The organism is Streptomyces cinnamoneus, from assembly GCF_002939475.1.
GTDB lineage: Bacteria > Actinomycetota > Actinomycetes > Streptomycetales > Streptomycetaceae > Streptomyces > Streptomyces cinnamoneus_A.
This window is the reverse complement of the sequence record NZ_PKFQ01000001.1, coordinates 5,323,497-5,336,037: the sequence shown is the minus strand read 5'-3', so window position 1 is coordinate 5,336,037 and position 12,541 is coordinate 5,323,497. Positions and strand designations below refer to the sequence as shown.

Genomic DNA, 12,541 nt, shown 5'->3' with positions numbered 1-12,541 from the left:
GTGCTCGAGGCTTACCCCACAGGCCCGCCGGGGATACACCCCCCTTCCGCCTATGGCGGGACCTGTCCCTGCTGACGGCCGCCGCCGCGCTCGCCGTCTACTTGTGGGGATGTCTCCACCTCCTCTTCCTCGAAGACCAGGAACTGGCCGAAAGGTGCGAGCGGCAGCGCCCCGCGGGAACACCGACCCTGGTCGGCCGTCGAGGCGACTTCATCCCGCTGCGTCTCGTGTGCGAGGCATCGAACGGCCACGACTACTCCATTGTCATCCCCGGCTACATCAACCCAACCGTCGCTCTCTTTCTGCTGCTCGCGCTCATCTGCACCCTCACCTCCGTCGTTCTCCACTACAAGCAGCGCACGACACCACGGAAGAAAGGCTGACCCGTTGAGCCCCACCGGCATAACCCGTAGACACGCTCTCACCGCCGCGGCCGGTATCACCGCCGCCGTAAGCCTCGCCTCCACCGGACTCCTCGCCACCCCGGCCGCCGCCACACCACAGCCCCTCAACAATGACGAACTGAAGGAGGCCCTGCGCCGCGTCGGAGCCCGGCGGCGCCGGCTTCTCACCAGCCGACCGTCTGCCAACGGATGGGAGATGCAGAAGGCCGCCGACGACGGCGGTGACATCGTGACCCGTCACGTAGCGGGCACTGGCCTGAACGTCTCCGTGCGCATGGGCGATCCCGAGACAGTCCTGGTTCATGTGATCCGCCGCTTCCACTACGAGATCGACACGCTCGGCCTGCACGACGAACCAAATCTGCTCGAGGGCTGGGTGGCACCGTCGGCGGCCCGCGACAGCCGGCTCCCGGAGTCGAACCAGGCTTCCGGCACCGCCGTCGTCATCCGCCCAAATTTCTACCCGCCTGGAGTTCGGGGCGGATTCACCACGGCACAGCAGCTGATTATCCGTGACATCGTCGCTGACACCGAAGGTGTCGTCCGCTGGGGTGGCGACGACCGCCGCCCCTACGAGGGCCTGTTCTACCTCATCGTGCCGCCGGGCGACGCGCGTCTGGCGCGGGTCGCGGCCAAGATCCGGACTTGGGACGACACTCCGGGCGCGGGGGCCGGGGTGGTACCCGACGTGACGGAGCCCTCCCGGCGCCGCCAGGCCGCCCGCTACCGCTGAGCGATCCGACGCCTGACGGCGCCGTCGCAGCAGTCGGGACATCTGGCCCGGCAATGCACCTCGCCGGCCAACGGTTGCCATTCCCTGATAGGCGCCTCTAATAGCGGCGTATCCCAGTCGGGACACCCCTGCCCTGCGACCTCGTGCGTGGTTAGCGTGGCCGGTGTGATGGTCAGTCGTTAGTCGGGGCATGGTGGGGGTTGGTGTTCGTGAGGCGATCGGTGCGGATCGGCGGATCACGGGGCTGTCGCCTGAAGGGATCGCCGTGCTGGTGAGGGAAGCTGGCCCGGTCTGGCAGGCCCGTCACGAGACGAGGCTGCCCGACCGGCAGCGGAAGCGGGCGATCGGTGCCGGTGCACGGTACAAGCTGGTCTTCGTCGAGCGGGCGGGGCAGATTACTGGCCGCCTCCGGGGAGCACTACGAGGCCGTTGACAGACGTTGAACAACCTCAGACTCGACACCCGTCCCCCTCGTCCTCGCGGATCACAACGATCCGCGGGGACAGGATTGTTTCCGGAGGCGTGAGCGCACGTCAAAGGACTTCGGGAACGGCGTCGTGCACCCTGGGCAGGCCCTTCGCCTGCCCAACACAACCGCCCGCCAACCGGACTCAAAGCCCAGTCGACGGGCGGTTTTGTGCCCTCCGACCACCCTCCCGACGAGCGTCATACGAGCGTCAGGAGAGCGTCACGAGCGTCATTTCAGCGTCAGAATTTCGCCCCTAACGCCCATAGCGCACATAATGCACACCGGGTAAAACCGCAGGTCAGGCAGGGTTTCCCGTGGGCTTGAGGATCGCGACGCACTCCACATGATGGGTCATCGGGAACAAGTCGAACGCCCGCAGCTTCACCACCCGGTACCCCACCTCCGAGAAGTACTTGAGGTCCCGGGCCAGTGCCGCCGGGTCGCAGGCCACATAAGCGATGCGGCGGGCCCCCAGCGACGCCAGGTGGTGGACCGTCTTCTTGCCGGCGCCCGCGCGCGGGGGGTCGAGGACGACGATGTCCGCGTTGTTGATGCCCGTGCGCGGCATGACGTCCTCGACCTTGCCGTGCTCGATGCGGACGCGGTCCAGGTCCTGGAGGTTGTGGCGGGCGTCCTCCACCGCGCGCTTGCCCGACTCGATGCCCAGCACCGCGCCCTTCTCGCCCACGCGCTCGCCCAGCGCGCCCGCGAAGAGGCCCACGCCGCAGTAGAGGTCGAGGGCCATGTCGCCCTTGCGCGGCATCAGGCCCTGCATCACGGCCTGGACGAGGGTGTCGGCCGCCTGGGGGTGGACCTGCCAGAAGCCGCCCTCGCCCACGCGGTAGGTGCGGCCGTCGGCGCGCTCGCGGACGAAGGGGCGGCCGTGGACGCGGTGGACGCGGCCGTCCTTCTCCCCCACCCGCAGCACCGACACCGGCTTGTCCAGCTCCACGATCGGCAGGCGGCCGCCCGGCTTCGGGGTCAGGATCACCTGGCGGTCCGCCGAACCCGACGACGCGATGGCCTCCACCGAGGCGATCTGCGGCCACTCGCGCTTCTCGACGCCCAGCTCGCTCACGCCCGGCGCGGCGATCAGGCAGCGGTCGATGACCTGGACCTCGTGCGAGCGGTGCTTGCGCAGGCCCGCGTGGCCCTCGGCGTCGATCGCGTACTGCACGCGGGTGCGCCAGGCCGGGACCTGGCCCGCCGGGAGCTTGTCGCCCTCGGCCGGCATCACCGTGCCGTCCCAGCCGGCCTCCTCCGGGGTGAGGCCCGCGAGGCGCTGGAGCTGTTCGGCGATGACCTCGCCCTTGAAGCGGCGCTGAGCGCCGGGCTTGGCGTGCTGCCAGTCGCAGCCGCCGCACTTGCCGGGGCCCGAGAAGGGGCAGGGGGCCTCGACGCGGTCCTTGGACGCCTCCAGCACCTCCACCGCGTCCGCCCGCAGGAAGCGGGACGTCTCCTCGCCCTCCGTCACCCGCGCGATCACTCGCTCGCCCGGCAGCGCGTGCCGGACGAAGAGGACGCGGCCCGACTCCGTACGGGCGACACAGTGGCCGCCGTGGGCCACCGGGCCGACCTCGACCTCGTACTCCTCGCCGACCAGCGATTCCTGCGGTTCCATCGACATGCGGCCGGCTCCAGTACGTAGAAACAGTTGAGACAGTGGGAAAACTGTAGAAACAGCGGAAAAGGAAGTGCGGCGGGACCCGCTGGACAACAGCCGTCCAGTCTACGTCCCGCCGCACCTCACCCGCGACGCGCTACTCCCCCGTCGCCGGCTCCTCCTGCGCGAGGCTCTGCTTCCGCCTCGCCGCCGTCTCCCCTACGACGCGCTGCTTCCGCTACCCCGGCGTCTCCCCCACGACGCGACGCGCTACTTCTTCGTCGCCGCCTTCTCCTTCTTCGGCTGCGTCACCGGCCCGCGCCGCACCGAACCCGGCGCGTTCCACTCGGCGCGCTTGCGGGCTCGCTTGCGGGCCACCTCGGAGGAGTCCAGCTGCCACGGCACGGACGTGACCATCACGCCGGGCGTGAAGAGCAGCCGGCCCTTGAGGCGCAGGGCGCTCTGGTTGTGCAGCAGGTGCTCGTACCAGTGGCCGACGACGTACTCGGGGATGAAGACGCTGACCGCGTCGCGCGGGCTCTCCTTGCGCAGGCCCTTGACGTAGTCGATGACGGGCCGGGTGATCTCGCGGTAGGGCGAGTCGAGGATCTTCAGCGGCACGTCGATGTTGCGGCGGTGCCACTCCTCGCGCAGCGCCTTGGTCTCGACCGGGTCGACACTGATGCTGAGCGCTTCGAGCGTGTCGGAGCGCATGAGCTTGGCGTAGGCCAGGGCGCGCAGGGTCGGCTTGTGGACCTTGGAGACGAGGACGATCGAGTGCACGCGGGAGGGCCGTACGGTCTCGTCGCCCGGCGCCTCCTCGGCGGCGATCTCGTCGGCCACCCGGTCGTAGTGCTTCCGGATGGCGGTCATGGTGGCGTAGAAGATCACCATGCCGAGGAGGGCGACCCAGGCGCCGTGCGTGAACTTCGTCAGCAGCACGACGACGAGGACGAGGCCGGTGAGGAAGGCGCCGAAGGTGTTGATCGCCCGGGAGCGGATCATCTGGCGGCGCTTGCCCGGGTCGGTCTCGCCGGCCAGCAGGCGGTTCCAGTGCCGGACCATGCCGGTCTGGCTCAGGGTGAAGGAGACGAAGACGCCGACGATGTAGAGCTGGATCAGCTTCGTCGAGTCGGCCCCGTAGATGTAGGTCAGGACGGCCGCGGCGCCGGCGAGGAGCACGATGCCGTTGGAGAAGGCCAGCCGGTCGCCGCGGGTGTGCAGCTGGCGGGGCAGGTAGCGGTCCTGGGCCAGGATCGAGCCGAGCAGCGGGAAGCCGTTGTAGGCGGTGTTGGCGGCCAGGAACAGGACCAGGGCGGTGGCGGCGGCGAGCAGGATGAAGAGGAACGAGCCGCCGCCGAAGACCGCCTCGGCGACCTGGGAGATCACCGGGTTCTGGGTGTACTCCTCGCCGACCGGGGTGCCGTTGTTCAGCAGGTGGGTGGCCGGCTCCTCGGCCATGCGGACCTTGGTGACCATGGCCAGGGCGATGATGCCGCAGAACATGGTGACGGCCAGGCCGCCCATGAGGGCCAGGGTGGTGGCGGCGTTCTTCGACTTCGGCTTGCGGAAGGCGGGCACGCCGTTGCTGATGGCCTCGACGCCGGTGAGGGCGGCGCAGCCGGAGGAGAAGGCGCGCAGCAGCAGGAAGACGAGCGCGAAGCCCGCCAGCCCCTGGTGCTCGGCGCTGATGGTGTAGTCGGCGGTGGGGGCCTTCATCGTGTCCCCCGCGATCAGGCCGCGGTAGGCACCCCAGGCGATCATCAGGAAGACGCCGCCGACGAATACGTAGGTGGGGATCGCGAAGAGCTTGCCCGACTCCCTGACGCCGCGCAGGTTCATCAGGGTGAGCAGGACGATGACCGCGATGGCGCAGGCCGTCTTGTGCTCGACGACGAAGGGGATGGCGGAGCCGAGGTTCTCGATGCCGGAGGCGATGGAGACCGCGACGGTCAGGACGTAGTCGACGAGCAGGGCGCTGGCGACGGTGAGGCCGGCCTTGGGGCCGAGGTTGACGTTGGCGACCTCGTAGTCGCCACCGCCGCTGGGGTAGGCGTGGACGTTCTGGCGGTACGAGGCGACCACCGTGAACATCAGCACCACGACCGCCACGGCGATCCACGGGCTGAAGTGGTAGGCGGACACGCCTGCCGCGGAGAGGACGAGCAGCACTTCGCCCGGCGCGTACGCCACGGAGGAGAGCGGGTCGGAGGCGAAGACCGGCAGGGCGATGCGCTTGGGGAGCAGGGTCTCCCCGAGCTTGTTGCTGTGCAGCGCCCGGCCGATGAGGATCCGTTTCGGCAGGTCGGTCAGTTTGGACACGCAGAGGATCGTAAGGGTTCGGTATCGATGTCGCCCACCCGGCTACCCGAAGGGCCCGGGATCCGTTAAGGGCGCGTTAAGAAGCCCGGCGCCGACCTGGGAGGACGGCGCCGGGCGGGTAAAGCAAGTGGTCCGTCTCACGGCCGGCCGGCGAGCGGTCCGTCTCACGGCCGGCAAGTGGTCCGTCTCACGGCCGGAGCCGCACCGGCAGCGTCCGGTGGCCGTTGGAGATGAAAGAGTCCACCTGACGCAGTTCGTCGGGGGCCACGGCGAGCGCCATGCCGGGGAAGCGTGCGAAGAGCGCGGGCAGCGCGATGCCCGCCTCCAGGCGGGCCAGCGGGGCGCCCAGGCAGAAGTGGACGCCGTGCCCGAAGGAGAGGTGTTCCTTGGTGGCACGTCTCACATCGAAACGGGCTCCGTCGTCACCGTAGAGCGCCGGGTCGTGGCCCGCGGCGGCGTACGAGGCGAGGATCGCGTCGCCCTTGCGGAGGGTCACCCCGCCGTCGAGCTCGATGTCCTCCACGGCGTAGCGCAGGGGCAGGTTGGCGACGGGCGCCTGGGCGCGCAGCGTCTCCTCGATCACGTCGCCCCAGCCGGCCCTGCCCTCGCGGACGTGGGCGAGCTGCTCGGGGTGGGTGAGCAGGGCGTGGATGGCGTTGTCGAGGAGGTTGACGGTGGTCTCGTGACCGGCGCCGATCATGAGGAGGAGGGTGTCGACGAGCTCCTGCTCGGTCAGCTGGGTGCCGTCCGAGGGGGTGTCGTCGTCGCGCGCGGAGATCAGGACGCTGGTCATGTCGTCGCCGGGCTGTTCGCGCTTGGCGGCGACGAGGCCGCCCAGGAGCCGGTACAGCTCGGCGTAGGTGGCGGTGACCTCGTCGGGCGTGGCCGAGGTGTGGAAGATCGAGTCGACGCAGTGGCGCAGGCCCTCGCGGGTCTCCTCGTCGTCGACGCCGAACAGCTCGCAGATCACCTGGATGGGGATGGGGTAGGCGTAGGCCTCGCGCAGGTCGACGACCTCACCGGGCGGCGTGGCCGCGAGGCCGTCGAGGAGGTCGACGGTCATCTGTTCGACGCGGGGGCGCAGGGCGGCGGTGCGGCGGGCGGTGAAGGCCTTGGAGACGAGGGTGCGGAGCCTTTTGTGCTCGCTGCCGTAGGCGGTGAACATGTTCCGCACCGCGACCCAGGTGTAGAGGGGCCATTCGGGGGAGATCTCGCCGGCGGCCCAGGCGGGCCAGTGCCGGCGCGGGTCCTTGGAGACGCGCGGGTCGGTGAGCAGGCGCTTCAGCAGCGCCTGGCCGTTCACCGACCATGCCACCACGCCACCAGGAAGCTCCACGGGGACCGCCGGGCCGTGGGCGCGGATGCGGGCTGCCTCGCCGTGGATGTCACGGCCGGCGGGGTCGATGGCGACGGGACAGGTCGGACGTTCCATCGGCTCTCTCCAGGGGTCGGGCCGGGGGCGGACGGGGGTGCGGCCGGCCGGTCGAGTGGGGACGGCTGGGTGCCGGGGTGGGCGGGCGCGGGCGCCGCCACGGGCACGGGGACGGGCGGGAAGCGCACGGGCAGGGCGGTGAGGGCGCGGTGGAAGGGGCCGGGGCGCCACACCAGCCGGTCGGCGGGGACGGCCAGCTCGAGGTCGGGGAGCCGGTCCAGGAGCTTCTCCACGGCGGTCGCCGCGATGAGCCGGGCCGGGTCCTTGGCGGGGCAGTGGTGCGGGCCCGCGCTCCAGGCGAGGTGGGCGCGGTTGCCGGTGCGGCGGCCGGAGCTCAGGGCGGGATCGGTGTTGGCGGCGGCGAAGCTGACGACGACGGGCTCGCCGGCGTTCAGCGGCACGCCCCCGAAGTCGAGGTCGGCCGTCGGGTAGTGGACCGCGTAGTTGGCCATCGGCGGGTCGAGCCAGAGGACCTCGTCGAGGGCGTCCTCGACGGGCATGCTGCCGCCGGCCAGGTCGCCGGCGAAGCGGTCGTCGGAGAGCAGCAGCCGCAGCGCGTTGGCGATGAGGTTCTGCTGGGGCTCGGTGCCGGCGCCGATGAGGACGACGAGCTGGTGGAGCATCTCCTCGTCGTCGAGCTGGACCGGATGGGCCATCAGCCAGGAGGTGACGTCGGCGCCGGGCTGCCGGCGTTTGAGGGCGATGAGCTCCAGGAGGCTGCTGGTGATGAGCGCGTCGGCCCGTTCCGCGTCGACGCCGTCGAAGATGCCGGAGAAGCCCTCGACGAGCCGGTCGCCCAGCTCGGGCGGGCAGCCGAAGAGCTGCTGGAAGACGAGCAGCGGCAGGACCTTGGCGTACGAGCCGAGAAGGTCGGCCTCACCCAGGGTGGTGAAGCGGTCGATGAGGCTGTCGGCGCTGCGCTCGACGTAGCCCCGCAGGGCGTTGGGGTCGATGCGGGCGAGGCTGTCGTCGACGGCCTGGCGGTAGCGGCGGTGGTCGTCGCCGTCGGAGAACAGGCAGTTGGGCCGGTAGGCCATCATCGGCACGACCGGGTTGTCCGCCTCGACGCGGCCCTCGGCCAGCGCCCGCCAGCGGCGGGCGTCCTTGGCGAACCGTTCCGGGCTGCGCAGCACTTCGAGCGCGGCCCGGTAGTCGGTGACGAGGGTGGCCCGCACCCGGGGCGCCAGCTCCACGGGGGCCGCGGGCCCCTGCTCCCGCAGCCGCCGGTAGACGGCGTGGGGGTCCGCGGCGAAGTCGGGCCCGTACAGCGGCGTCGCCGGCCCGTGCGCCCGGTGGGCCGGACAGCCCGGCGGCGGGGCGGCGGGCGGCAGGGGGCCGGCGTCGGGGCGGTAGGTCACACGGGCTCCTGGGCGGTGCGGGTGCTGAGGTACTCGACGAGCGTGATGAGCGCGCGGGTGGAGGAGATCCGGTCGCGGGCGTCGCAGGTGATCAGCGGGGTCTCGGGGAGCAGGTCGAGGGCCTCGCGGATCTCCTCCTCGGGGTGGACCGGGGCGCCGTCGAAGTGGTTGACCGCCACCGCGTAGGGCAGCCCGTGCTCCTCCAGCAGCCCCATGACGTCGAAGGACTGCTCCAGCCGCCGGGTGTCGGCGAGCACGAGGGCGCCGAGCGCGCCCCGGGTCATGTCCTGCCAGAGCCGGGTGAAGCGCTGCTGGCCGGGGGCGCCGAAGAGGTAGAGGACGAGGCTGTCGCTGAGCGTGAGCCGGCCGAAGTCCATGGCGACGGTCGTGGTGGTCTTGCCGTCGATGCCGGCCAGGTCGTCGACGAGCGCCCCGGCCTGCGTCATCGTCTCCTCGGTACGCAGCGGGCGGATCTCCGACAGCGAGCCGACGAAGGTGGTCTTGCCGACGGCGAAGTGCCCGACGACGAGGATCTTGGCGGCGGTGCGCACGGTCCGGGGCAGATAGAGGTCTCCGTCAGAGGCGAGCACGGAGTCCATCGAGCACCTCCTGGAGGATCTGGGCCTCGGGCAGCTGTGCCGAGGGGATGGGGGCCCGGGTGGTGAGGTGGCCGCTGTCCACGAGATCGCCGAGCAGCACCTTGGTGACACTGACGGGCAGCATCAGGTGGCCGGCGATCTCGGCGACGGACAGGGCGCCGCCGAGGCAGAGTTCCATGAGCGCGCGCTTTTCGGGGCTGAGCCCGCCGAGCGGCCGGTCGCCGTGCGCCATGACGAGGGTGACCAGGTCAAAGGTGTTGCGCGTGGGGTGCGACCGGCCCTCGGTGACGACGTACGGGCGTACCAGCCCTTTGTCGCGCCGCGACGCGGGCGGTGTCATGCCGGGCTGCCCGGGCCCTGCCAGGCGTCCTGCCGGGGCGGGCTGACCAGTTCCTTGCCGAGGCGGTCGACGGTCTTCTGCATGCGGTAGGTGACGGCTTCCATGTCGACGTCCTCGCCCGCGGAGACCGCGAGGTAGGCGCCGGGGCCGGCGGCGATGAGGAAGACGTAGCCGTGCGCGAACTCGATGAGCGTCTGCCGCCAGGGGCTGTCCTGGTGGTGGGGGTGGGTGCAGAACTCGGCGGTGGAGCGGCTGATGGACTGCAGGCCGGAGAGGGCGGCGGCCTGGCGCTCCGCCTCGTCGCGGTCGATGCCCTGGGAGTGGGCGCGCAGCATGCCGTCGGCGGAGAGGAGGATGGCGTGCCGGGCCTCCGGCATCTTCACGACCTCGTCGAGCATCCAGCCGAGCTCTTTGTTCATGTGGTCGTTCACGCGTGCGGGTTCCCTTCGTCTTCTGCGGGGGTGGGGCCGAAGGCACCGGGCGGAGGGGGGAATGCCTGGCTGCCGGGCGGCTGTCCGGGGACCTGGCCGGACGGCGGGCCGCCGTGGCCCCGGGCGGGGCCGGGGTCCTGGGGCCGCGGTCCGGTGGCCTGGCCGCCGGAGTGGTGAGGGAGGTGCGGAAGAGGGTGGTTGCCGGTCCGGCCGGACCGGGTGCCGCGCGCGAACGCGCCCATGCGCCGGGCGGTCTCCTCGGCCGTGCGCTCCTTGGGGATGTCGCCGGGCAGCGGCGCCGAGGGCCTGCTGCGCGGGCCCGCTCCGGGCTGCCGGCGGCGGCGCTTGGGCAGTCCGCCGGCCGTGGAGCCGATCACGGGCGGGGCGGCCGGGGCGCTCGGGACGTCCGGGTCCGGGGCGGCGGCCGGGGCGGCGTCGTCCGCCGGACGGGGCTGGGGCGCCCGCTCCGCGGGGGCGTGGGTCCGCTCGGGGCGGGCGTGCGGCCGGGCGTCATGCGTACGGGCGGGCTGGCGTGGCGCGGCGGCGGGGCCGTGGGCGGCGCGGTTGCGGCCGCCCAGCGGGGCGGTGCTGGGCCCGTCGATCTCCAGCTGGGTCAGCAGGGCGCTGGGCAGGAAGAGGACGGCCCGCACACCGCCGTAGGGCGAGCGCGTGTCGACCGAGACGCTGAAGCCGTAGCGCGCCGCGAGCACGCCGATGACCGGGAAGCCGAACTGCGGGGGGTCGCCGAGGCGGGAGACGTCCACGGGCCGCCGGCCGGAGAGCATCGCGACGGCCTGCTGCACTTCCTGGCCGTCCATGCCGACCCCTGCGTCGTCGATGACGACGCAGGCGCCGTTGTGCACGGGCTGGAGGCTGACCTCGACCGTGGTGTTGGGCTGGGAGTGGCGTGCGGCGTTGTCGAGCAGCTCGGCGACGGCGAGGACCACGGGCTCCACGGCCCGGCTGACGATGGCCAGGTCCTCCTGGCCGCCGTGCACGCGGACGCGGCGGTAGTCGCGGATGCGGGAGGTGGCGCCCCGGACCACGTCGGTGAGCGGGGAGGCGACGCGCTGCCGGCCGGGCCAGGAGCCGCAGAGCACGGCGATGGCCTGGGCACGGCGGCCGAACTGGGAGTTGGCGTGGTCGATCTCCAGCAGGTCGCGGAGCACGTCCGGATTGTCGTGCCGGTCCTGCATCTCGGAGATGGCGAGCTGCTGTTCGTGCGCCAGCCCCTGGAGGGCGCGCATCGACGCCTTGAGCGCGGCCTTGGCCGACTGGTCGGCGCGGGCCTGCGCCTTCTCGACGGCCCGGGCGAACAGGTCCATCACGGACTGGAGGTGCTGGGCGAAGGCGGTGCCCGCGAGCCGCTCGTCGAGCGGTCCGGGCAGCGGCACTTCCTGGCTGACGGCGTCCGCCACCGCCGGCAGCCGGACGCCGACCAGGTGGCCGACCTCCTCGTCACGCGCCCGCAGGCTCTCTTCGAGCTGGGCGACGCGCCTGCGCACTCCGTCGGTGATCGTCCGCTGGCGCGCCAGCAGGACCGCGACGACGATCAGCGCGAGGGCCAGGCACCAGATCACCGCCTCCGTTATGTGATGTGACATCAATTCCTCTTGGACGAAGGGGGCATGCGCTGGGGGCACCTCCCAGCGGTGGCTGGGTCAAAGGGACAGGTCGGCGTCCTGACGTCCCGTCCGGAAGCGGAATACGCGGATCATCCTAACCACGCAGATGACAGTGTGTCCGATCTTCGTCACGAATACCGAACAGACTTACGCCCATGGTCTGTCCACCTCTTCGACGGGGCGGACCAGCCCGCTCACCCGTCGGCGCCCTGACCGGCGGCGTCGCGCCGACTGCGGCGCGGCGGGCGAGGACCGGCCACCCGCGGCGGCCCGTCGGACCGGCCGGATCCGGCCATCCGCGGCTCCCGGCGGACCCCGCCCGCGGCGCTCACACCGCCGGCGCCGGGCCCGCCGGCGCGACCGTGCCGCCCAGCTCGATCGTGCCGTCGGCGTGCGGGCGGGTCAGGATCCGCGACGCCACGCCCTGCCGGATGTCGAGGGGGCGCCCCAGCTCGTCCGTCAGCACCAGCGCCGACGCCCCCGTCGCCTCGTCCTCCACGACGGAGTCGCCGCGGCGCGGGAAGCCCCGCGCCCGCACCACGCCCGCCTTCTCGTCCTGCCAGGCCCAGGCGTAGAGCCAGCCCTCCCCCGGCGGCGGCGCGGGCAGCGCGTCGACCTCGGCCACCGATCCGTACTGCTCGGTGCGCCGGCCCGGGGCCCACTCGGCGCGCCCGCGCACCCAGATCACCTCGCCCTCGCGGCGCACGGCCACCTCGCCGGCCGGCGGGCGCAGGACGCTCACCCCGGGGCCGAGCAGCCAGGCGGCGCCCACCAGGGGGTGGCCCGCGAAGGGCAGCCGGACGCTGGGGGTGTGGATGTCCACCACTCCGCGCTCGGCGTCGTCGATGAAGATCGTCTCGCTGTAGCCGAGCCGGGCGGCCAGGGCGCGGCGCCGCTCCTCGCCGGGGCAGGCGGCCCCGTTCGTCACCACGCCGAGCGGGTTGCCGCCCCCGCCGGAGGTGCCGCGGAAGACGTTCAGGACGCGGAGGCCGAGGGAGGCGCAGGAAGGATCGAGGGTTTCCGTCATCGGGGCATTCAAGCACCTCCTTGATCATCCGCTCGGACGCTGTGCCCGCCGTCCGGACACACTGGGTGACCGCTACGGCCCGCTTTCAGGCCCGGCGACGGCCCACGGGCCCGGACGGCGGTCCGGGCGCCCGGTGCGGGAAGGGTTACGGATACGGTGGTGACGTGCGCCGGCGGGGACAGACGTCCCGTGGGCGCG

11 protein-coding genes are annotated in these 12,541 nt (G+C 72.1%); 2 read left to right on the top strand and 9 right to left on the bottom strand.

Annotated features, from left to right (window positions below):
* The first annotated feature begins 101 nt into the window (after window positions 1-101).
* Both CYQ11_RS30440 and CYQ11_RS23920 read left to right on the top strand, forming a co-directional pair.
* Window positions 102-383 (top strand): hypothetical protein, encoded by a 282-nt coding sequence (locus CYQ11_RS30440; RefSeq protein ID WP_240003680.1) that lies wholly within the window; start codon window positions 102-104, stop codon window positions 381-383.
* Between the two features lie 4 nt (window positions 384-387).
* Window positions 388-1,137: a hypothetical protein gene (locus CYQ11_RS23920; protein ID WP_099202417.1), complete on the top strand. Its 750-nt coding sequence runs from the start codon at window positions 388-390 to the stop codon at window positions 1,135-1,137.
* A gap of 767 nt (window positions 1,138-1,904) precedes the next feature.
* Here CYQ11_RS23920 and CYQ11_RS23915 read toward each other — a convergent pair.
* From CYQ11_RS23915 to CYQ11_RS23875, 9 genes are all read right to left on the bottom strand, one after another.
* Window positions 1,905-3,233, bottom strand: coding sequence for a class I SAM-dependent RNA methyltransferase (locus tag CYQ11_RS23915; RefSeq protein ID WP_099202416.1), 1,329 nt, complete (start codon window positions 3,231-3,233; stop codon window positions 1,905-1,907).
* Between the two features lie 246 nt (window positions 3,234-3,479).
* Entirely contained in the window at window positions 3,480-5,531 is a 2,052-nt protein-coding gene (locus CYQ11_RS23910; RefSeq protein ID WP_099202415.1) for an APC family permease, read from the bottom strand.
* A gap of 187 nt (window positions 5,532-5,718) precedes the next feature.
* Complete coding sequence (locus CYQ11_RS23905) at window positions 5,719-6,846, bottom strand: cytochrome P450 family protein (RefSeq protein WP_398780597.1); 1,128 nt, start codon at window positions 6,844-6,846, stop codon at window positions 5,719-5,721.
* Window positions 6,831-8,321 carry a cytochrome P450 gene (locus CYQ11_RS23900; RefSeq protein WP_240003678.1) on the bottom strand — a complete coding sequence of 497 codons (1,491 nt, stop codon included), beginning with the start codon at window positions 8,319-8,321 and terminating at the stop codon, window positions 6,831-6,833. The genes CYQ11_RS23905 and CYQ11_RS23900 overlap by 16 nt, the downstream gene beginning before the upstream one ends.
* A complete protein-coding gene (locus CYQ11_RS23895; RefSeq protein ID WP_099202413.1) occupies window positions 8,318-8,920 on the bottom strand; it encodes a GTP-binding protein in 603 nt (200 codons plus the stop codon). Before CYQ11_RS23895 ends, CYQ11_RS23900 begins: the two co-directional genes overlap by 4 nt.
* Window positions 8,898-9,260, bottom strand: a complete 363-nt coding sequence (locus CYQ11_RS23890; protein ID WP_099202412.1) for a DUF742 domain-containing protein — start codon at window positions 9,258-9,260, stop codon at window positions 8,898-8,900. Before CYQ11_RS23890 ends, CYQ11_RS23895 begins: the two co-directional genes overlap by 23 nt.
* On the bottom strand, window positions 9,257-9,679 hold the full coding sequence (locus CYQ11_RS23885) for a roadblock/LC7 domain-containing protein (RefSeq protein WP_181143880.1): 423 nt from the start codon (window positions 9,677-9,679) through the stop codon (window positions 9,257-9,259). Before CYQ11_RS23885 ends, CYQ11_RS23890 begins: the two co-directional genes overlap by 4 nt.
* 8 nt (window positions 9,680-9,687) lie before the next feature.
* The gene (locus tag CYQ11_RS23880) at window positions 9,688-11,295 is read right to left on the bottom strand and encodes an ATP-binding protein (protein ID WP_240003677.1); all 1,608 of its coding nucleotides are present in this window, start codon (window positions 11,293-11,295) and stop codon (window positions 9,688-9,690) included.
* Window positions 11,296-11,644: 349 nt separating this feature from the next.
* Window positions 11,645-12,343 carry a PhzF family phenazine biosynthesis protein gene (locus tag CYQ11_RS23875; protein WP_099202410.1) on the bottom strand — a complete coding sequence of 233 codons (699 nt, stop codon included), beginning with the start codon at window positions 12,341-12,343 and terminating at the stop codon, window positions 11,645-11,647.
* Between the last annotated feature and the right edge of the window lie 198 nt (window positions 12,344-12,541).